Genomic DNA, 21624 nt, shown 5'->3' with positions numbered 1-21624 from the left:
CACCCGGGCTCGCCCGGCCTCCCGGCTCAAGATCAGCGCGTACGGACCCTGCCGGGCCCAGCCCGGTTGCTGCCCCGTCGTCGCCACGGGAACAGCACGCGCCGGGCCGGCAGGAGTTCCTGGCTACTTCTGGTTGATGGGGAGGGCCAGGTCGGTGACCTGGTAGCGGGCCGGGAAGGCGCCCTTGTCGGTTGCCTTGCCGGTCAGCACGTCGACGGCGTAGAGGCGGTAGGTGCCTGCGGTGCCGATGGCAGCGAAGCCGCGGTTGACTCCGGTGGCCGGGCTGTAGTGGATGTCGAAGCCGGCGTCCAGGTCGGCGTCGACGCCGAGGTTGCCGGTGGGGGCGAGGGTTCCGGCGTTCGCGGGAGACTGCAGGGAGATCCGGTCGGCCGTCGTGTCCAGGTCGAACAGCGAGGTGGCCGTCGCGGCGTTGAGGTCGTTGTTGGTGTAGGCGGCCCCCGTGACGCCCATGGCGGTCGACGGCGGCGTGGTGGGGTTGGTCAGGGTGCCGTCGACGGTCGTCGTGAGCGGGGCGGCCGCGTCATCGATGTTGTGGCGCAGGTTCTGGCCCGTGTCGGAGACGACCCGCAGCCGGTTCGCCGCCGGGTTGAAGTCCACGCCGAACGCGGTCCCGGCCAGCGCCACGGTCAGCTGCGACACCTTCACCGCCGCCGCGTTCGTGGTGTTCAGGGTGTAGACGCCGCCCCGGTCGCCGACGCCGTACAGCTTCTCGTTCTGCACCCGGAAGTCGATGCCGACGAGCCGCGTGTCGCCGGAGAGCCCGGAGACCCTTCCCAGAGACCAGGTCTTGGACGGCTTGTTCACGTCGAACTCGACCAGGCGCTGGTCGCCGGTCAGACCGATCGCGCTCAGGCCGCCCTTGCCCTCCATCGTCGGCCCGGCCTGGGGCGGGGTGTCGGCAGCGGCGGCCAGAGCGGGCGCCGCGCACAGGGCCGCGAGGACAACGGCGGACGCGGTAGTGAAGGTGTGCTTTCGCATGGGTGCTCCCGGATCGGGTTACCTCGGCCAGGCGGCCGCAGGCTCGACCGGGATTCGCGGCCGGCGCCGCCGCGGACGTGTGACCGGCAAAATGCCACCCGCATGGCCCAGTTCGCGGGGGCTTCTGTCGCAGACTTCCGCCGGTTCAGGTACCCGTACCTGGGCGCGTGGGCGGTCCTGTCCCAGCCGGCCCGCTGTTGCCAGGGACGTCCGCCGCCTTGGCGGCGCGCTGTTGCGGGGTGGCCACCGACACCGAGTTGTCCCCGGGGCGCGAGAGGTGAAAGTTGATGAGTGACCCGCTCCTCAGGGGCGCCGAGGGCCTGGCGATCCACACGCGCGCGAATTGAAAATGGTCGTCGTTTTCATATAGGCTCGGCGGGTACCTTCGACACCTCACAGGAGATCCCGATGGCCGTCCCGAAGCGGAAGATGTCCCGCAGCAACACCCGTCACCGCCGGGCCCAGTGGAAGGCCACGACGCCGCAGCTCGTCCCGATCACGGTCGACGGCTCCGTGTACCAGGTCCCTCAGCGGCTGGTGAAGGCATATGAACGCGGCCTCCTGCACCCCGAAGGCTGAGCCGATGGCCCGCCCGACCAACACACCACTCCCGGTCACCGTCCTGTCCGGATTTCTCGGAGCCGGAAAGACCACGCTGCTCAACCACGTACTGGGCAACCGCGAGGGCCTGCGTGTCGCCGTCATCGTCAACGACATGAGCGAGGTCAACATCGACGCCGCGCTCGTTCGCGGCGGAGAGGCGGCACTGTCGCGCACCGAGGAGCGGCTGGTCGAGATGACCAACGGGTGCATCTGCTGCACCCTGCGCGACGATCTTCTGGAGGAGGTCGACCGGCTGGCCCGCGACGGGCGCTTCGACTACCTCCTCATCGAGTCCAGCGGGATTTCCGAGCCGATGCCGGTGGCGGCCACGTTCTCGTTCCCGCGCGACGACGGCGCCACCCTGGGCGACCTCGCCCGTCTCGACACCATGGTCACCGTCGTGGACGCCGCGAACTTCCTGCCGGAACTCGCAGGCGGCGACGAACTCGCCGCCCGCGGCCTCGACCAGTACGAGGACGACGAACGGACCGTGAGCGACCTTCTGATGGATCAAATCGAGTTCGCGGACGTCATCGTCCTCAACAAACTCGACCTGGTCGGGCCGACCGAGGTCGCCAGGCTGCGCGCGACCCTCTCCCGACTGAACCCCGAGGCGAGGATCGTTCCCGCCGTCCGCGGTCAGGTGACCCTCGAACAGGTACTGGGCACCGGCCTGTTCGACGTCGAGCGTGCTCAGCAGGCCCCGGGCTGGGTCAAGGAGCTGAACGGAGACCACGTCCCGGAGACCGAGGAGTACGGAATCTCCTCGCTCGTCTTCCGTGCGGACCTCCCCTTCCACCCCGGCCGGCTGTGGACCTTCGTCACCAAGGGCCTCGACAGCGGCACCTTCGGGCAGATCCTGCGCTCCAAGGGCTTCTTCTGGCTGGCCAGCCGCCCCCGCGTGACCGGCCTCTGGTCCCAGGCCGGCGCCGTCGCCCGCTTTGAACCCTCGGGCGCCCGCGGACCGGACACCACACAGGGCCAGGAGCTCGTCTTCATCGGTACGGGCCTGCGCGCCGACGCGCTGCGGGCCGCCCTGGCCGCCTGCCTCCTCGGCCCGGGCGAAGCCGTGCCCGCCGTGGACGACTTCCCGGACTGGGAGACGTACGGAATCGACGACACCTGCGAGCACGAACACGGGCAAGCCGTGGTCGCCGCCGCCTGAAGACTCCGGGCCGGACGGTGGTCGCAGCCACGGCACCGTCCGGCCCGGCTTTGCACACATCGCCAGAGAGCGAAGCCATGGCACGCAACGAAGTACGCCCGCTCATCAAGCTCCGCTCCACCGCCGGAACCGGCTACACCTACGTCACCCCCGCAGGAACGGGCGTAACGACCCGGACCGGATGACCCTGCGCACGTACGACCCGGTCGCCCCTCGGCACGCCGACTTCCCCGACGAGCGATGACCCCACCTCCCCAGAGAGAGTCACCCCCTTGCCTCGGATGCGTCAGGGCTCGTGGTCACCCAAGGCAGGCATGGGCCGATGGACGGGTTCACCGCCCGGCTGTTGCGGCACGTGAGGGACCAGGACGCCTTCGGCGATGTCGCCAGGAGGGCCGCAGCCGATCCGGACCGGCCCGAGGAACCCGACCGGCTGGAGACGTTCACCGCCCACCTGGAGCGCGCCCACGCCACCCCCGTACGCGCCCGCGCCCGGCGCGCCCGCCGAACTCCTCGCGCAGCTCCGGGCGGACCGGCGTGCGGAGCGGTGGGTGCCGGCGTTCGAGGGGGAGTGGGCGGCCGCGCCGGAGGAGTCGCGCCGGACGTTCTCCTTGACCACCCTCTACGAGGTCGGGCACGTCTGGCAGGCCCGTCTCGCCTCCGCCTCCGCCCCCGCGGTCGACGCCTTCGTGGCCTCCGGCCGCGACGAGAACGGGTTCGTGGACATGGCCGAGCTCCGCGGCCGGCTGCGCCGGTGAGCCTGCCCCCGTACGCGGTCCCTCTCTCGACCCCGGCCGCGAAGGTTCTCGCCGAACTCCCCGAGCACGCCGAGAAACCGTCGGGGACCTCCTCGACGCCGCCGCGGCCGACCCGTGGGGTTCCGCCAGTGGGACCCCGACGACCCCGACGACCCCGGCGACCCCGAAGGCGAGGACGTCCCGGATCGCGTCCGCCGGCCGGCTGTCCGTCATCCACTTCGCCAACCGTGTGCTGCGGCACGTCTCCGTCCTGGCCATTGTCCGGCTCGGCGATTGACGTGCGTCGGGCTGCTGCCGTCGGACCCGTTGCCCGGGGGCCGGTGGTCTGAGCGCCGGTGCCGGGGGCTTTGCCGGACGGGCCCGCGTTCCCCGGCCGGGGAGGAGGCCGGGGTGCGGGTGTCCGGGTGCCGTACGGATCCGGGCGGCAGCCCGTCGTGCGGGCGGGCCTGCCCCATGACGCCGGGGGGAGGAGAGGCGTCACGGGGGCGGGGCCCGCTCCGGAAGCCCACCCCCCACGGGAGGCCTCCGACATGTACGCGTCTGACCCGGCTCCTCCTCCCCAAACGCCCCTTTTTCGCAGCAGTCCTGAGAGGACGTCACGTTCCGCTGCTCTCAGGGGCACCTGCGGCGCCGCTCCACTGCTGGTCGCCACGCGGAAGAGAACTCCGCTCCGGATGCCCTGCACCCCGGAACACCGCACGCTGGGTGCATGGCCCGTGTCGCCGCAGGGCGGGCGGAGGTCACTGCGCACGCGCTCGGGGTGGATGTGGACCTGGGCCGGGCTGTTCACATCAACTCTCCCACCCGAGACACGGTGGCGGGTTCAGCGGGCCGACTGCGCTCGAGGCCGGCCCGATGCGGCGGGAGGGCGGCGGTGCCCGAGCCCTCACCCGCCCCCTGCTCGTTCTGGACCGGTGGCCCAGAGGAATCGTTGCTCCGGAGCCACATGTCCCCCTTTCGCGTCAACGTCTGCGCCCGCACGCCTGGCCTGGCATGCTCGCGGTCCCACACGGGGTCCATGGAGGAGGCACGTCGTGAACGACCGACGACCCGCGCGTTTCATCGGCAGGCTCGCAGTGGCCGGGGCGTTACTGGCGGGGACAGCGGCCGTGCAGGCTCCCGCCTCGGCGGCCGGAATCTCGTACGTCTGGCAGAACGACGCCAACGGCTGGGTGGCGATCTACAACGTGCCGCACACCGGCACCACACCGCACCACTGGTCCAAGAGCGGCACCAAGTTCGCCATGAACTGCTGGCTGGACAACCAGGGCCAGCGCTGGTTCTGGGGGCAGATCTACGACACCGGTAGCTGGAAGTACGTCCGTGCCTCGCAGGTGCGCAACCAGATCTCCGTCCGAGCCTGCTGACCGAACCGATGTTGCCTGATCGGACGCCGCGGCGGGGCGGTCGGTGGCGTGATCACCGCCGGGTGATCGATGCGATCGCCTGGAAGTCTCAGGCCGGGTCTCAGCGGGTGCACCTCCCCCCGCCGAGTACGGCCGGGTCGTCGCGGTCGACTCCTCGGATGCCGGGTCGCCGGGTCGTAGGGCTTGAGAGCCGTGCCGCAAGATCATCACATCGGTCCACAACGCACTCCGCCCTCCGGGCGCGCAAGGACTGGGTGGGCGGGGGAGGTGTCCGGAAGGGACCTCGGCCACGCAGACCAGGCAGGCGGGCTCCTTCGGCGAGGCCGGCGTCCGGATCGTCGCGCACCCGGGCACCGCGGGGAGAGGCGTACGCGAACCATGAGGCCAGCCGGCTTCACTGTGGGCCGGCCCGGGAAATACCGGTCCGTCGTGCTCCTAGGATGGCGAGGGTGACGGCAAGTACCAGTGACATCGAGAAGGCAGCCGATGTGCTGCGCGCCGGCGGCCTGGTGGCCCTCCCGACCGAGACCGTTTACGGTCTGGGCGCCAACGCCGAGGACCCCGCAGCCGTAGCGCGCATCTTCCAGGCCAAAGGACGTCCGCCCTCCCACCCGCTGATCGTCCACATTGCCGGCGCGGAGCTGTTGGACGACTGGGTCCAGGACGTGCCCGCCCCAGCCCGCCTGCTGGCTGAACATTTCTGGCCGGGGCCGCTCACACTGGTCCTGCGGCGTGGTTCCCGGGTGCCGCTGGAAGCGACCGGTGGGCTGGAGACGGTGGCTGTGCGGGTGCCTGACCACCCGGTCGCACTCGAGCTGCTGTCGGCCTTCGGCGGAGGCATCACGGCCCCGTCCGCCAACCGCTTCGGCTCGGTTAGCCCGACAACAGCTGACCACGTGCGTGCGGAACTCGGCGATGCCGTCGACTTCGTTCTGGACGGCGGCTCCTGCGCCGTCGGCGTCGAGTCGACCATCGTGGACGCCACGGGCGATACTCCGACCATCCTTCGGCCCGGCGGAGTGACCCGTGAGAGCCTCCAAGCGCTATGGGGTGGCCCGCTCGCGGCCCCATCGACAAGCCGGGTCCGGGTGCCTGGCCAGCATCCATCCCACTACGCACCACGTGCAAGGGTCGTCCTCGTAGAACCGGAGCAGGTCGTCGCCGAAGCGGAACTCGCTCAGGAGCTGGGGCATCAGGTGGGCGTCCTCGTGCCCGCCTCGGTCGCCCACGCGCAGGTGAAGGCGCACGCTGTGGTGGCAGTCTCCGCCTCGATGACCGATTACGCCCACAAGCTGTACAGAATTCTGCGCGAACTCGACCAGCAGGGCTGCGACCTCATCGTCGCGTCCCTGCCGTCGGAGGAGGGTATGGGACTGGCGATCGCCAATCGGCTCCGCCGCGCTGCGGGGCCTCGGCCCACTGTGTGACCAGCCCCGACGCCGGCCCTCACCGCTCCGGCATGTTCGGGCCGTGCCGGCCCGTGGGTGGCCCCTGGCAGGCCAGGCACAGCTCACGCCGCCCCTGGTCAGTGACGAGGGTTCCCCGTCCCCGGCACACATCGCAGTCCACGGCCCGTGCCAGGTCGGCACGGGGCGCGGTGCTGGGCGGGCGGTCTGCTCCGTGGGCCATCGAGAACACCCTGCCAGGGATGATCAAGGGGGCCCGACGGGTCTTCCTCATCCACGTGCACGGGTGTTCCTTCGACCTCGGCAAGGGCCGCTGAGAATCATCGTGGCGCGGTCACGACGCGGTGAGAAGCACCGCATCGAGGCCGCGAGCGGCGACGAGCTGGGCGCTGCCGTCGGCCAGTCGGTAAGACAGCCCCACCATGCCCAGGCGCCCATCGGCCACTCGTTCAGCCAGGACGCGGGAGCGTTCCAGCAGCAGATCCACGGTCTGCTCGATGTGTTCGGCCAGGATCTCCTCGGCCGTCTCACGTCCCGCTGCGTGGGCCGCCACCACACTCGGGGTCACCCGCTCGACAACGTCGCGGACGAAGCCTCCCGGCGTCTTCCCGTCCTCCAGAGCGGAGCAGGCCGCGGCGACGGCGCCGCACGAGTCGTGGCCGAGGACGACGACCAGCGGCGCGTCGAGGACGCTCACACCGAACTCGATGGAACCGAGCACTTCGGCACCCGCGACGTGCCCCGCGGTGCGGACCACGAACAGGTCGCCCAGGCCGCGGTCGAAGATGATCTCGGCTGCCAGCCGGGAGTCGGAGCACCCGAACAGCACAGCGAAGGGCTGCTGTGAGGGTGCGGTCTCGGCGCGGCGGGCGGCGTCCTGATTGGGATGCTCGGAGGCGCCTGAGACGAAACGTCGGTTACCTGCCATGAGCAGCTCGAAGGCGTCGCGGGGAGTCGGGGTCTGGATCTCGGCCATGTCCGCAGCCTACGATCCCGCCCCAGCCCCCGCACCACCTGGTCCCGCGGACCGGGCCAGCCGCAGGCCACACTCCCACGCGCCTGAGAGACGCCGCGCACCCCACCTACGCTCGGGGCCAGAAATGACCGGACGAGACAGGACCTTGACGAGTACGACCCAGGCCGTAGCCCGCTACTCGCTCCTACAGGTCGCCCGGCCGTCCGGCCGTCCGGTCGTCCGGAACAAGATCAGCACACACAGACGCTCTGCCCGCCGTGGCCGCCGACGGGCAGGCTCTCAGCTCGACTCCTCCCAGCAGGTGTCCGTCGGTGAGCCGAAAGGGTGTGAACCTGACGGGTCGAGGCGCTGCGGGACCCAGGTGTGGTGTCGAAGGATCATGCGTGTTGAGGCCCGGACGGTGTCAGCCGCATCGCCGTGTTCCGCAGGGTGACAGCCAGTGGATGTGAGAGCCGCTGGCCCGTGCGCCCGGCCCGTCGAGCAGCCCGCGCGACGGCTTGGCTGCGCGGCCGGCGCTCGGCGCCGTAGCGGGCGAGCGCAGCCCGGATGGTGGGCCCGGTGTTGAGGGCGGCGGCAAGGGTGACCGCGTCCTCCAGCGCCTGGCAGGCGCCCTGTCCGAGGTGGGGGGGTCATCGCGTGTGCCGCATCGCCGAGGAGCGCGATCCGTCCGACCGCGTACGAGGGGAGCGGTGTGCGCAGTTCGTTGACGTCGTGGTGCAGAACGGCGTCGGGCCGGGTCGCGTCGAGCAGGGCGGGGACGGGCTCGTGCCAGGTGCGGAACCGTCGGCGCAGTCCGGCCAGCGGGTCGGCGAATCGTGTTCCGGCAGGGAGGGTGAGGACGGCGTGCCACTCGGCCCGCCCGTCCAGAAAGGCGTGTGCCCGAACTCCGCGCCTCGGCCCCACGTCAGCTCGAAGTCGGTGCACAGGTCGACCGTGTGCTCGGTGATGGCGCGCAGCACCGTCGAGCCGCTGTGGATCGGGCCGGGATGGTCTGGGAAGAGACGGCGGCGGACTTTGCTGCCGATACCGTCGGCCGCCACCACCAGATCCGCGTCCAGGACCGTGTCGCCGCAGTCGACTTGCACCGTTTCGGTGTCGACCTGCTCGACCGAAGCCGCCTCGGCACCGATCAGCGGTGACGCGGCGGGCAGGGAGTCGCGAAGCAGCCGGTGCAAGGTGGAGCCAGGGAGACCCGTGATCGGCGTGCCCAAATGAGCCGCCCGCACCACGCGACCCGGGCATTCCGGGGCCGCTGAGCCCGGCTCTTGGCTGGCCGGGCTGCGGCGGCCCGTGTAGTTCGACTGCCTTCTCACCGCCGCGGGTCTCTCCGGCCGCTGCTCGCCCGCTTCCCCTCTTCCACGACCCCCGCCGTGCCTCCCGGTACGCCGGCCCCCGGCCGGGCCGCGGTTCTCGCCCACCGGCAGCTATGCCGCCCGTACCAGGACCGCCCGGCTGCCGGTAGCGACGGCCGGCGCTGCGCTGCGGAGGGTGGCTGCGCGGCCCGGGCTGTCTGGACGCTGCTTCTCGCCGGCGTGGCGGTTCGCGGTCACGTGCGTCCGCGTTGGCTCTCGGCGTCATCAGGCCGTCCGGAGAGGGCCCGCAGGGGCGCTTGCCGGGTTGCGGGTGGTGGAGTCGGAAGGGGGTCCCCTCCTGCCGCGAAGGTCTCCGGGGGCGCGCAGCCGGAGGACGGCTGGCCCGGACGGCGCGGGGTACGTAGGGGGCCGGGGTGCGGCCTGGCCATCAGGGGCCGCGACGGGGCCGCTCCCCGGCCCTGTCCGTAGAAGACCGAAGATGTACACGGGTGAGACGCGGTGCCCCGGCCACGGCCCTGCCCCGGGTCTCCCCGACAGCTGCCCGCTCCCGCTCAGAGGCGGGCGTCCATGCGGTGGATGAGCCGGCCGTCGGGGCCGAAGACGTCAATGAAGTAGCCCTTCTTGAAGGACGCCCCCTCCTTCGTCGTCAGGTGGGTGGTGACCGAGGTGTTCTGTCTGCGGAAGATCGCATCGGCCTGATCCGCATTGCGGGTCCGGATGACCACCCGGGGTACGCCTTCCGGTCCGTCCTCGACCTGTATCCCGTACACGTCCGGGTCCCCGCCGGCCGCCCGGTAGCGCTCGGCCAGGGCCAGGGCCTCCTGGGGAGCTGCCGTGGCCGTGGACGTCGGACCGGGCATGACCTGCTCACGGGGTTCCTCCGTGCAGCCCATCAGCACCGCGGCTGTCGCCACCGCCGTCAGTGCCGTGCCGGCGCCCCGTCGTAATGTGTGCCCCATCTCCAACTCCCCTGTTCCGTAAGGATCCGGCGGCCCTACGCGAGGCTCGCCTCGCCCGGAGACCGGTCAAGCCGGGGATCTGCACCGAGCGGTGTGCCGTTCCGCACCGGAGTCCCGTCGCCGGATCCGACGTAGACCGACGTCTCGGTGAACCGCGTCATGTGCATCGAGCCCGCCCCTAAGGCGCCGCTTCGCCTGCCGCGTCCGCCGCCCCCGTTCGTGGCCGATACTTCCCGCATGGGGGATCACGACACTATCCGGGTACGTCTCCGCGCCGCTCTGTGTGCCGACGACCCGTGGACCGCGCTGTACTCGCTGAACACCGACCGGCCCGGCCTTCTCGCCGGGGCGGTCGAGGAACTGTACCGATCCGACACGGACCACACGGCCTTCCGCGCCTACCTCACCTGGCTCCTGCGAAGCCTCGGCGAGCCGGGCGACGCGGTGCTGCTGCGGCTGTTGGCCACGCCCGGGCTCGCCGGCGACGACCGCCGAGACCTCCTGAGGACCACTGTGGTGCGAGGGCTGAGACTACCCGCCGCGCTCCTGCGCACCTACGCACAGGACGCCCCTGCATCCAGCGGGGGCAAAGCCGGCACCGGCGGCTCGCCCGCCCCCGAGCTCGTCGACGCCATGGGGCTCTCCGACGACCCGTCCTTCGCGCCGTTCCTCGGCGCCCTCCTGGAGGACCCCGCCGCCCCGCGCGGCCGTGCCGCGCTCGCGCTGGGCCGCCTCGGTGCCCGAGCGTGGACGGCGCCGATCGCCGGGCGGCTGTCCGAGGTGACCGGACTCGACCACACCGCGTTCACCGTCGCCCTGGAGCTGATGGGCGATCCCGCCGCAGTACCGCACCTGCTTCGATGGCTGGCCGAGAGCGGCGAGGAACGCGTGTACGACGTCCACCACGCACTCGTACGGCTCACCGGCCGCGACCCGCTTCTGCCGGAGCGTGCAAGCGGCGCGGCGTACGCGGCGGCCGTGCGCGCCGCCTGGGCCGACGGCCGCACCGAGCGCGCGCCCGCAGCGGTGCGGGACCTCGTCGTCGAGTCCGGCGCGCGGGCCAGGTTCTCCGTCGACGAGGGCGCGGGCCGGATACGGGTCGCCTTCGACCCGCCGTCGCCCGGCTCCTCCTGGCCGCGCTGGGACCGGTCCCTGACGTTCGACCGGAAACCGCTGTACCGGGTCGGCTCGTTGTGCGACACGTGCGAGCTGGGCCTGACCCTGCTGGACTGGCCGGATGACGAGGCGGCCCGGATCGCGGCCCGCATGCGCGGGCGGCTGGCCGACCTGGATCGGCTCGACACCGCGCTGCTCGCCGAATGGAGCCCCGTACTCGGCGAGTTGGAGACCGGTCATTACCGCGCCCTCCTCCTCGACCTCCCCCTGGAGCGGGTGGCCGAGCCGGCCCGGTCGTGGTGGTACCGCCGTGCGGCAGCCCGGGCGGAGGCGGACGGCGACGACGGTACCCGCCCCGAGTGCGACCGTCCCGAGGACTACTGGCCCGGCGCCGCGCACTTCCAGCTCACCGCGCCCGTTCCGGGAGGCCGGGTGCCGTTCACGTACGGCGCCTTCCTGCCCTCGCAGCCGCCGGAAGCGCTCGACCCGGCGGCCGTCGCCCGGCACGCGGCCGCTGTGGCGGCGGGGGAGCGGCCCGCCGCGGTGGTCCTCGGCTGGATCGACGACCGGTACGTGGAGGCCCTGCACGAGGAGCGGTGGCTGGTCGGCGCGATCCTGGACGGTCATCACCGGCTCACCGCATACGCGGCCGCAGGCGTACCGGCCCGAGTACTCCTGCTCGCCCGCGTGGGCGAGGGCGGCGCGGACGGCGGCCTGGAGGGGCTGGCGGAGGTGGCCGCAGCGTACGGCTGCAGGGAGTGACGGCTGCGCGGCAGCCGGGCAGGAAACGGGCGAGCCCCCGTATCCATCCGGCCACCGACCCGCCGGCCGGCGTTGAAGAACACCTCACGGTGTGTTCCGGGCGGGTGCAGAAAGCAATGTCGTTCGGTTCCGGCTTCAGATGGAGGTCGGTCTCTCCGGCAGCATTCCCGTGGGCGAGGCCGGGGAGCTGCCCACACGCAGCCCCCTTTGGCTAGCCGATGCCGGTTACGACCTCCCCTACCCCTCCCGTCCGCCTGCGCGCGTCATCGTACGGATCGTGGACGCGGACTACCTGTGAGGAGGACGCCGGGGACCGGGCAGTCCATCTGGCTCAGTCCTCGGCGGCCGGACGGGGCAGGCCGCGTAGGAGTGTGTTCTGCGGGGTGTGCAGGTATCGGGTGAGCTGAGGAGGAGGCGGCGTGTGCAGATGTGGCAGCGGTGACCAAAGGAGCATGGCGAGCCATTCTGTGTTCGAAAACCAGTGATCAATCCCGAGCCCTCGAACGCGCAGAGACCTGAGGACGCATGTGCTCATACGCGAGAGCCCCCGGCGGGTGCCGGAGGCTCTCGTTGCGGAAAATCGGGGTGGTCAGCCCCGGGACTTCCAACCGTACTTCGAACAGGAGTTGAAGCGGCTCTTGTACGGCTGAGGGAGGTCCCACGTCTTCGTGTACGGGTACAGCCTGTTGATCGTGTCACGGTTTATGGCACACAGCTTGTCGGTGGCCTCCCATTTGCAGGAAGCCGTCTCGTACTGGCATTCCCGCGCGGACGCCTGCGTCGCACCCGCAATCCCCAGGCCGGATATCATCATGAGAGCTGCCAGAGCCATGCCGATTTTATGCTTCACAGTTCCCCGAATCCCTGCTAGCGCGCCCGTCGGGCGACTTGGTCAGTAGAATCGTATGCCCAAGATCGCGTAATCTGCGAGGGTCTTGAGGATCATCTGAGCTTCTAGGCGAGTTGCCGGTACAGGTGATTTCTTCCATTCTGGCGTTACTTCTCTTCCGGGGGGGGGGGAATGGCGCTGCAGGGCCCGACCCCACCCCTCCAGAATCGGACCGGTACGTCCTCGCCAGCCTGACCCGTCCTGCCCGTAGCCGGGCCGCGCCCTCACGCCGCCCGCGCTCACCAGCATCCAGATCACGCTGGACGGCAGGACGTTCCCCGCGCCACCTGCGGATTACTATGACCGCATCGCCGCCGCGGAAGCCCCCGTCCATGCAGCCGTTGCAGAACCCGCGGGCTGCGCTCAATCCGGCTGCGGCCCTCCGCTCCGGCCGAGCCGCCGGCTCCCACAGCCATCCCCAACGGCTGGACCGCGCAGCCCCGTCCGGCCACTGACCGCACGGACAGAGAGCGCGCCCAACGCCCCTACGTCGGACCGGTGGTGGAGATCCCGCCCACGGATTTCTTGATCATTCCGGGCAACCGATCGGGCCCCTTGCCGGTCGTACAGGAGTCGGGCGCGCTCGAACGCCTGACCCATATGACACGAGGGGGAATCATCTTGATGCGGTTGAACCGCACGCACAGTCCAGCAGCGCGACGGATCGGAGCGGCCCTGGCCGCCGGCACGGTGGTCTGGGGCGCCGCGACCACCGCCCACGCAGCGCCCGCACCGGCCCCGATGCCGCCGGCCACCGCGGCCGGCAAGCAGGACCCGAGCCGGACCCCGGCCACCCAGCCGGACCCGTCCGGCGGTCTCGTCACCTCCGAGGAACTCCTCGACACCACCGTCGAGAACGGCCAGAAGCAGAGCCTGCGTCTGGGCTTCAAAGTCACCAGCGACAAGCCCGTCCAGGGGGCGGAGCTGGGCGTCCACCTGCCGCCGGGCCTGGAACTGAATTCTCAGGAACTGCCCTCGAACTGCGAACACTTCAAGGTCGACCCCGTGCGGGACTACCGCGACGAGTACCTGTTCTGCAGCTTCACCGGCACCTTCGAGCCCGGCACCTACCACCGGCTCGACACGGGCCTGAACCTCACCGCGACCCCGGAGCTGTGGCGGGACCACTTCTACGTTTCCTGGAACCCGGGCGGCAAGCCCGCCTACAAGCCGCAGCAGGGCGGGGTCAAGGGAACTGCCGCCGCCCTCAAGGTCGCACCGTCCGAGCCGTTCAAGGAGTGGCGTTTCTGGGGCCGCGAGGTGTCGGTCGAGAACCCCGCGAATCAGCCCGACTTCACCGTGCACGGGGCGACCGGCAGCGGCCCGGCCGGCGGCCAGGTGCTGCTCGACCCGGGGTGGCAGATCAAGGGCACCGGTTCGGCCGCCACAACGGCCGCCGACGACAACGCGGTGGAAACCGAGTTCGTGCTGCCGCCCGGCATCAGCTTCGTCGCCGGCCGCCCGGGCCCGGAGGGGCGCCGGGTGTTCGGCGGGACCGGCGGCTCGGTCAAGGGGACCTTCAAGATCGAGTCGTGGGTCAAGCCGGGTACGTACCACGGCGAGTACCGGTACAAGGCCGACCGCGGGCCCGGCCGTCTCCAGATCGCCGACATCGACCGCGACCTCCGCAACAACACGGCCGCGCTCACCATCACCGTGACACCGGCCGAAGGGACGCAGCCCGGCCCGTCGACGTCCGCCTCGGCCTCCCCGAGCCCGTCCGCCTCGACCACCCCCTCGGCCTCCGCCTCCGCGAGCACCAATCCGGCCACCGGCAACGCCCCCGGCCCGAACGGCAGCACCGGCGGCAACCTGGCCGACACCGGCTCCACCGCACTCGCCGCGGGCGGGCTCGCCGCCGTGACCCTGACACTCGGCGCAGCCCTGTACGCCACCGCCCGCCGACGCCGCTCGGCCTAACGACACACGCTCAACCCGCCACCGGCGAGCACATCCCGTGCGGGGGCACCTCAACGCCCCCGCACGGCCCTGCCCCAACACCGCGCCCCTGCGACCCACGGCAGCGCCAGCACCCACTGGCGTGCCATGACAAGGAGGACGGCCACCCCCGGATCCCCCGCCCCCACGCCTGAGCGACCCCCACAGCCCCACCCCGGACCCGGCCCTCGACGGCGACACCCCGGTGTGTCCAGTGCTATCGGGTGTTGGTTCGTGGCGTCCGGAACGATGTGTCGTGCATGCTGATGATCAGGTTGGCGTAGGTGTCCCCGCGGGACTTGCAGGAACCAGTGCCGGACAGAGACTCGCACCCCAGCACGCTCCGTCAACGCCTCCTTGACATAGTTCCCCCCGTCGTATCTGTTGACCGAGGGCGGTCCACCTCTGTCGATTCGACGCTGCACCGGGCGATCCGGCGTGATCTGACGCCGGGGGAGCGGGCCGGGCTTGCCGGTGGTGAGGTGAGGCCCGCAAGCATGATGTGTTCTTGTCGCGGCCGCGGGGGTGGCGGAACCAGGTCCGGCTCGACGAGGAGCCGATCGACAACATCCCCGAGCACGCCACATGGAGCGCGACGAGGACTACAGCCAGCTCCTGCACGACGCCGAGTTCATGGCACAGGCCCGCACCGACGCCGACCGCCTCCTCGGCATCATCCGCGAACTCCACCACCACGTCGCGAGCCAGGCCGCCGCCTGCACCTCGTCCGCGAATTCCGCATCCCGATGACACACGACCGCGGCGGGTACGGCGAGCTGACCATCGAGGGGGCGCCGCCCACCTGGACGAGCGCTGGGCAATCACCGACGGAGCGCACCACGCCAAGAAGGTCTGGCGCAACGGGACCTGGTACTACCTCAGCGAGATCGGGCCCGGACTCGTCCACCAGCACACGGTGGAGGAGGCCCTCGCTTTTGGCGAGAAGGTCGCCGCCCTCGAGGTCCAGCGGCACAACGAGCACCTGCGCGAACTCCAGGAGAAGCGTCGCCCGGCGACAGGCGGCAACCGGTGACCGACTCCAGCGACCACTGGGTGCGCTTCGACCCGGCAGGGTGCGCCCACAGCTCCGCCTACGTCACCGAGGCCGGCCTGCTCGCCGAGGACGCGTACAAGACGTTCGTCCCCCAGCTCGCCGACCGCCGCGGGAGGCCGCCGAGGGCTGGACTCTGGTGCCGCCTGACGCACCCGGACTGGCTCACGCAGGCCGGGCCCTGCTTCTACGGCACCTGCCGACACCAGGCCGCCGCCAAGACCACGGAGGTCCGCGGGCTCACCATGCGGCAGCCGTGGGCCTGGGCCCTGCTGCACGGCAAGGCCGTGGAGAACCGCAGCTGGCCCGCGGTGGGGCCGGCCAGTGCGCCACCCCGCGTCCCGGGAATCGTCCGCCCGCGGAACCTCTACGCAGAATGGAAGATCAACGTGGCAGAATCCGAACGGTGAGTGATAACGGGGAGCACATACCTTCACCAAGCGGGCGTCTGAGGCTGGCCGATCTGGCAGCGAGTGACGATCCGCGTGATCCTGCGGCGCACGAGCCGCCCGCCGAGCCGGAAGCGCCGCCGAGCACAGCAGTGCCCGCGCCGGCGCGCAACCGTCTGCCACGGCAATCGGATGACGCCGCGGTGTCCGCCATGCGGCGGGAGTTCGCCGTACTGCTCGGGGAGTTCCGGCGGACGTCCGTCCTGGTGCCGTTCGACGAGCACGACAGCATGTGGACCGCAGACCTGAACGGCGTGCGGTGGATCTGCGCGTTCTCGGACGACGAGGCGCTGGCCGCGTTCGCGCGGGCACGCGGGGACGCCGCACGGGAGTGGACGTACCGGACGGTGCTCGGTGCGCGGTTGTTGGACGTGATGGTTCCGATGCTGCCGGGCCCGGGCGGGGTGGCGCTGGACGCGGGCAGTGAGGGCGGGATGTTGTTCCCGCCGGTCTCCGGTGTGGTGCCCGATGCGGTGGCGGTCGATCTCGAGGGGGCTGGGCAGTGAGCGGCGGACAAGCGGGGCTGGAGGCGCCGGCGCAGGCGCTGGCGGAGATCGCGGCGGGGATCGACCTGGCGCACGCCGAGTTGAAGGACCTCGGAATGATCGGGCAGGCGACGACCGGCCGGGGCTTCTCCGACCTGGCGCTGTCCGGGCTGGAGTTGGGTGACGCGGGGCTGACGGCAGAGTTCAAGACGTTCTGCGACCGCTGGGAGTGGGGCGTGCGGGCGCTGACCATCCGCGGGAACGGCTTCGCGAAGGGGGTGGGACTGTCGGCGGGCGCGTACGCGGAGCAGGAACAGTACGTCAAGGACTCGTTCAAGATCGCCGTGAACTCGGTCAACGGGAACCCGCACCTGACCGAGGACGAGGTCAAGAAGATGAGCTGGGAAAAGATCAGCACCCAGACGATGATCGACAACCCGGACTACAGCGCCGAATCGTTCAGCCAGGCCCATCAGGAGGTCAAGCAGACCTGGCAGGACACCGGCTACGACGTCATGGACGCGCAGCTGGACTCGATGCAGCGCACCGGCCTGCTCGATCCTTCGCTGCGCGGCAGGATGGACCAGGAGATGCGCGATACGTTCGACCCCTCCCAGGGCGCCGTCGAGCAGGCGGAGCAGCCGCGGTGGGGTGAGAACTGATGGTCAGCTGGGAAGACCTCGGCAAGGGCCTCGACAAGGGCATCGACCTCGTCGACAAGGGCATCGACAAGGGCAAGGAACTCGTCGGCGAGGGCATAGACAAAACCACCGACGCGGTCGGGTGGGGCCTGGAGAAGGTCGGAGCCGAGGACTGGGCCGACTCCGTCGAGGACTGGGGCGACGAGACCGCCTCCTCCCTCGGCGCGGAGGTCGGCGAGCAGCAGCTCGGCCAGACCGAGGAGCCCAACGAGCTGGTCCACGGCAACCCGTCGAAGATCGCCGAATCGGTGAAGAACCTTCGCGACTTCCAGAAGGCGTTCGACCTGGTCGGCGCCGGGATGAAGAAACTCGACTCCGCGCACTGGAAGGGCGAGGCGGCCGACAGCTTCCGGGAGAACTTCCAGACCCTGCCCACCGACTGGCTGCACGCCGCCGACGCCTTCGAGAACGCAGCCAAGGCCCTGGAAACGTACTCGACCGCTGTCACCACCGCCCAGGGCAAGGCGCGCGAGGCGATCGACCTCTACAAGGAGGCGCAAGCGGACTACAAGACCGCCGCCGACGCCCACAACAAGAAGGTCGACGCCTACAACGACGCCCGCAACAGCGACAACCCGCTTCCCCGGCCGGCCGACTTCACCGACCCGACCAAGGACAAGCGCCAGCGCGCCCAGGAGATCCTCAAGGCCGCCCGCAGCGCCCGCACGGAGGCCGCCGACACGGCCAAGGCGGCCGTCACCGCAGCAATGGCGCACGCCCCGAAGGAGCCCACCGGTCGCGAGAAGGCCAAGCTCGAACTCGCCGACTACGCCTTCGGGCAGGGCGTGGAGATGATGCACTTCGGTGGCGGCATCGTCAAGGGCGCCGCCGGGCTGGTCAACTTCGTACGGTCGGTGAACGCGCTCGACCCGTACAACCTCACCCACCCGGCCGAGTACTACAAGAACGTGAACCTGACCCTCGCCGGGCTGGTCTCCACCGCTGCCAACCCCGACCGGGCCCTGAAGAACGCCTGGGAGGCAGCCAAGGGCGACCCCTCCGAATTCCTCGGACGCCTCGTCCCCGAACTCCTCGGTACCAAGGGCGCCGGCGGCGTCAAGTCCTTCATCAGCGCCGGGGTGAAGAACAGCGTCAAACACGGTGCGGACGACGCCGCCCGAAGTGCCGCCCGCCAAGGCACGGACGGACCGACCCAGGCCTCGCGTACGGAGGACGCGGTCGAGAACGGTCCGACGGACCCCATCGACCTCGCGACCGGCGTGATGTACCTGCCCCAGCGGGACGTCGTGCTTCCCGGCGTCCTGCCGCTGGTCTTCCGCCGCCGGGTGGCATCCGACTACCGGGCGGGCCGCTGGTTCGGCCCGTCCTGGTCGTCCACCGCCGATCAGCGGTTGGAGATCGACTCCGAAGGAGTCGTCTTCGTGGGCGACGACGGCCTCCTTCTCGCCTACCCGCACCCCGCACCGGGTGTACCCGTCCTGCCCAGCCACGGCCCGCGCAGGCCTCTGGACCGCGCCGGGGACGACTACCGCATCAGCGACCCCGACACCGGCCGCGTATGGCACTTCACCCCCAGCAGTACGGGCCTGGCGCCACTGACCCAGATCGACGACCAGCACGGGAACTGGATCGCCTTCGAGTACGCCGCCGACGGCAGCCCCACAAACATCGTCCACAGTGCCGGGTACCGCCTCGTGCTGACGACGGCCGCAGGCCGTATCACCGCCCTGCACCTGGCAGGCGCCGCACCGGACGGCAGCGACCAGGAGATACGCCGCTACGGCTACGACAGCGGAAATCTGACCGAGGTCTTCAACTCCTCCGGCAAGCCGCTCGCCTTCACCTACGACGACCGGGCCCGGGTCACCTCGTGGACCGACACCAACGGCAGCCGCTACGACTACGAGTACGACGACCAGGACCGCTGCGTGGCCGAAGGCGGCGCGGAGGGACACGTCGCACTGCGCATCGACTACGCCGCGCCCGACCCGGCGACCGGACTGCGGGCCACCACGACCACCCTCGCGACCGGCGCCGTCCACCGGTATCTGATCAACGCCGCCCACCACGTGGTGGCCGAGATCGATCCGCTGGGCGCGGTCACCACCTTCGAGCGCGACCGTTACAACCGACTCCTCTCCCGCACGAACCCCCTCGGGCGCACCAGCCGCTTCACCTATGACGAGAAGGGCCAGCTGACATCCGCCGTCCGGCCGGACGGGCAGGAGACCACCGTCCAGTACGACGATCGCGGGCTGCCGGTCAAGGTCGTCCACCCCGACCTCACGACGACGGTGCAGGAGCACGACGAGCGCGGCAACCGGACGGCGGTCACCGATCCTGCGGGTGTCACCACGCGCTACACGTACGACGAGAAGGGCCACAGCACGGGTGTGACGGATGCCTTGGGGCATACGACCCGGATCCGCACCGACGCTGCCGGGCTGACCGTGGAGGTCACCGATCCGACGGGCGCGACCACGCTCGTGAAGCGTGACGCGTTCGGCCGACCGGTCGCTCTGGTCGACCCGCTCGGGGCCACCACCAGGTTCCAGTGGACGCCCGAGGGCAAACTGAGCCGCCGAACGGGCCCCGACGGCAGCGAAGAGTCATGGACGTACGACGGTGAAGGCAACTGCCTCACCCACACCGACGCCGTCGGCGGAGTGACCCGATTCGCCTACACCCACTTCGACCTCCTGGCGGCCCGAACCGGACCCGACGGAGCACGCTACGAGTTCCACCACGACACCGAGCTGCGCCTGACGCGGGTCGTCAACCCCGCCGGCCAGAGCTGGGACTACCGGTACGACCCCGCGGGACGCCTCATATCCGAGACGGACTTCGACGATCGCGCGCTGACCTACACCCACGACGCGACGGGCGGGCTCTCCAGCCGCACCGACGCCTCAGGCCGGACGATCCGCTTCGAACGCGACGAGTTGGGCCGCGTCATCGCCAAGGACGTACAGGGAACGGTCACCACCTTCACCTACTACCTCTCGGGGCAGCTCGCCGAAGCCGTCGGCCCGGACGCCACGGTCACCCACCTCCGTGACCGCCACGGACGCCTCCAGGCCGAGACCGTGAACGGCCGCACCATTGCCTACACCCACGACGAACTCGGCCGCTGTGTCTCCCGCACGACCCCTTCAGGGGCCGTGAGCTCCTGGTCGTACGACGCGATGGGCCGACGGACGGAGCTCACGACCGCGGGCAGGACGCTGACCTTCGAGAGGGACGCCGCCGGGCGCGAGACCGTCCGCCGCATCGGGGACGGACTGACCTTCGCCTCCACCTACGACACACACGGCCGCCTTACGGACCACCTCGTTTCGAGCGCGCAGCGGAGCCTCCAGCACCGGTCCTACGCCTATCGTGACGACGGCATGCTCGTCGCGATGGACGACCAGCTCTCCGGTAGCCGCCGCTTCGAGCTGGATGCCGTGGGCCGCGTGACCGGTGTGACCGCCGAGGCGTGGACCGAGCGCTACGTCTATGACGCGAGCGGCAACCAGACCCAAGCCTCCTGGCCGGCCACCCATCCGGGCCGGGAGGCGACCGGGCAACGGCACTACGCCGGCACGACCCTCACCCGGGCGGGCAGGGTCCGGTACGAGCACGACGAACTGGGCCGGGTCGTCCTGCGCCAGAAGGCCCGGCTTTCCGCGAAACCGGACACCTGGCACTACGAGTGGGATCCCGAGGACCGGCTGACACGGGTGACCACGCCCGACGGCACAGTGTGGCGGTACTCCTACGACCCGCTCGGCCGCCGCGTCGGCAAGCAGCGCCTGGCGCCCGACAGCGACGAAGCCGTGGAGCAGGTCTCCTTCACATGGGACGGCACGCTCCTGTGCGAGCAGACGACGACAGCGGCCGACGCCGCGGCTCCGACCGTAGTCCTGACCTGGGATCACGAGGCCCTGCGCCCGCTCGCCCAGACGGAACGTGTCCTACGCGACGGAACATCCCAGGAGGTGATCGACGAACGGTTCTTCGCCATCGTCAGCGACCTCGTCGGCACTCCTACGGAGCTGATCGACGAAGAGGACCGGATCTGCTGGCGGACGCAGGCCACGCTGTGGGGGGCCACGGCGTGGAACAGGGATGCGTCGGCCTACACGCCCCTGCGGTTCGCCGGTCAGTACTTCGACCCGGAATCCGAAATCCATTACAACTGTCAGCGCTATTACGATCCCGAAGTCGGCCGGTACCTCAGCGCTGACCCCCTCGGCCTCGCGCCGTCTCCGAATCCCTCGGCATACGTGCCCAACCCTCTCCAGGCCACCGATCACCTGGGACTCGCACCTGACTATCACGAGTTCCACACGGTGCAGGACCCCGCGAACGCCACCCGGCTGAGAGGTGACGGAAACCCCTGGCCGGAGGCGGACACACGAGGCCAGTGGGGCGAGGGAGTCTACTCCTGGGGCACGCTGGACGAAGCGGTCCGCTACGCGGAACGCCTCCGCGGACGGGACATCGAGGTGGAGATCCTCACATTCAAGGTGTCCGCGGACGACTTCAACATGATGAACAAGGTGGACATCACGAAGATGACGCCTGACAAGATGGACGAATTCTTCGAGAAACACAGCCGCCTGTACAGCGAGGCGGGAGCGCAGCCGCACAATTTCGACTACGTTCGCGGTCCCACCGGCATGGGAGTCGAGAACTACTTCAGCCGAGGCGTTTTCCACCTTCTCAAGTTCGTGGATTGAGT

At 70.5% G+C, this 21624-nt stretch carries 15 protein-coding genes and 2 pseudogenes; 13 read left to right on the top strand and 4 right to left on the bottom strand.

The genetic code is table 11. The features are described 5' to 3' along the window. Positions 1–123 precede the first annotated feature (123 nt). The gene (locus NRK68_RS35455; RefSeq protein WP_183068844.1) at positions 124–999 is read right to left on the bottom strand and encodes a DUF4394 domain-containing protein; all 876 of its coding nucleotides are present in this window, start codon (positions 997–999) and stop codon (positions 124–126) included. Between the two features lie 408 nt (positions 1000–1407). Between NRK68_RS35455 and rpmF the strand changes: the two genes are divergently transcribed. The 6 genes and pseudogenes from rpmF (at position 1408) to NRK68_RS35425 (ending at position 6319) form a co-directional block, all read left to right on the top strand. Beyond that, complete coding sequence (gene rpmF, locus NRK68_RS35450) at positions 1408–1578, top strand: 50S ribosomal protein L32 (RefSeq protein ID WP_183068845.1); 171 nt, start codon at positions 1408–1410, stop codon at positions 1576–1578. A 4-nt stretch (positions 1579–1582) separates the two neighbouring features. Beyond that, positions 1583–2767 carry a GTP-binding protein gene (locus NRK68_RS35445; RefSeq protein ID WP_257858292.1) on the top strand — a complete coding sequence of 395 codons (1185 nt, stop codon included), beginning with the start codon at positions 1583–1585 and terminating at the stop codon, positions 2765–2767. A gap of 77 nt (positions 2768–2844) precedes the next feature. Beyond that, positions 2845–3011, top strand: a pseudogene (rpmG, locus tag NRK68_RS35440) (50S ribosomal protein L33). 136 nt (positions 3012–3147) lie between these two features. Then, positions 3148–3525 carry a DUF6247 family protein gene (locus NRK68_RS35435; RefSeq protein ID WP_257858291.1) on the top strand — a complete coding sequence of 126 codons (378 nt, stop codon included), beginning with the start codon at positions 3148–3150 and terminating at the stop codon, positions 3523–3525. Positions 3526–4559: 1034 nt separating this feature from the next. Next, entirely contained in the window at positions 4560–4892 is a 333-nt protein-coding gene (locus tag NRK68_RS35430) for a hypothetical protein (RefSeq protein WP_183068847.1), read from the top strand. A 440-nt stretch (positions 4893–5332) separates the two neighbouring features. Further along, positions 5333–6319, top strand: a complete 987-nt coding sequence (locus NRK68_RS35425; RefSeq protein ID WP_257858290.1) for an L-threonylcarbamoyladenylate synthase — start codon at positions 5333–5335, stop codon at positions 6317–6319. Positions 6320–6632: 313 nt separating this feature from the next. Here NRK68_RS35425 and NRK68_RS35420 read toward each other — a convergent pair whose 3' ends face one another. From NRK68_RS35420 to NRK68_RS35410, 3 genes and pseudogenes are all read right to left on the bottom strand, one after another. Further along, the gene (locus NRK68_RS35420) at positions 6633–7274 is read right to left on the bottom strand and encodes a carbonic anhydrase (RefSeq protein ID WP_183068849.1); all 642 of its coding nucleotides are present in this window, start codon (positions 7272–7274) and stop codon (positions 6633–6635) included. Between the two features lie 279 nt (positions 7275–7553). Then, a pseudogene (locus NRK68_RS35415) lies at positions 7554–8485 on the bottom strand (FAD-dependent monooxygenase); the annotation flags it as partial. Between the two features lie 653 nt (positions 8486–9138). Next, complete coding sequence (locus NRK68_RS35410) at positions 9139–9546, bottom strand: hypothetical protein (protein ID WP_257858289.1); 408 nt, start codon at positions 9544–9546, stop codon at positions 9139–9141. A gap of 237 nt (positions 9547–9783) precedes the next feature. Here NRK68_RS35410 and NRK68_RS35405 point away from each other — a divergent pair, with 237 nt between their 5' ends. The 7 genes from NRK68_RS35405 to NRK68_RS35375 all read left to right on the top strand — a co-directional run bounded on the left by NRK68_RS35405 (position 9784) and on the right by NRK68_RS35375 (position 21622). Continuing rightward, complete coding sequence (locus tag NRK68_RS35405) at positions 9784–11424, top strand: hypothetical protein (protein ID WP_257858288.1); 1641 nt, start codon at positions 9784–9786, stop codon at positions 11422–11424. 1519 nt (positions 11425–12943) lie between these two features. Next, a complete protein-coding gene (locus NRK68_RS35400; RefSeq protein ID WP_183068854.1) occupies positions 12944–14233 on the top strand; it encodes a hypothetical protein in 1290 nt (429 codons plus the stop codon). 603 nt (positions 14234–14836) lie between these two features. Continuing rightward, a complete protein-coding gene (locus NRK68_RS35395; RefSeq protein WP_257858287.1) occupies positions 14837–15001 on the top strand; it encodes a hypothetical protein in 165 nt (54 codons plus the stop codon). Between the two features lie 279 nt (positions 15002–15280). After that, complete coding sequence (locus tag NRK68_RS35390; protein WP_183068856.1) at positions 15281–15712, top strand: ASCH domain-containing protein; 432 nt, start codon at positions 15281–15283, stop codon at positions 15710–15712. Then, positions 15709–16257 (top strand): SseB family protein, encoded by a 549-nt coding sequence (locus tag NRK68_RS35385; protein ID WP_257858286.1) that lies wholly within the window; start codon positions 15709–15711, stop codon positions 16255–16257. Before NRK68_RS35390 ends, NRK68_RS35385 begins: the two co-directional genes overlap by 4 nt. Beyond that, positions 16254–16898 (top strand): hypothetical protein, encoded by a 645-nt coding sequence (locus NRK68_RS35380; protein ID WP_183068857.1) that lies wholly within the window; start codon positions 16254–16256, stop codon positions 16896–16898. Before NRK68_RS35385 ends, NRK68_RS35380 begins: the two co-directional genes overlap by 4 nt. Then, complete coding sequence (locus tag NRK68_RS35375; protein WP_183068858.1) at positions 16898–21622, top strand: putative T7SS-secreted protein; 4725 nt, start codon at positions 16898–16900, stop codon at positions 21620–21622. The genes NRK68_RS35380 and NRK68_RS35375 overlap by 1 nt, the downstream gene beginning before the upstream one ends. The last annotated feature ends 2 nt before the right edge of the window (positions 21623–21624 follow it).

It is taken from the genome of Streptomyces yangpuensis, from assembly GCF_024666385.1.
GTDB lineage: Bacteria > Actinomycetota > Actinomycetes > Streptomycetales > Streptomycetaceae > Streptomyces > Streptomyces yangpuensis.
The sequence above is the reverse complement of the archived record's forward strand: the minus strand, read 5'-3'. Positions and strand labels throughout refer to the sequence as shown.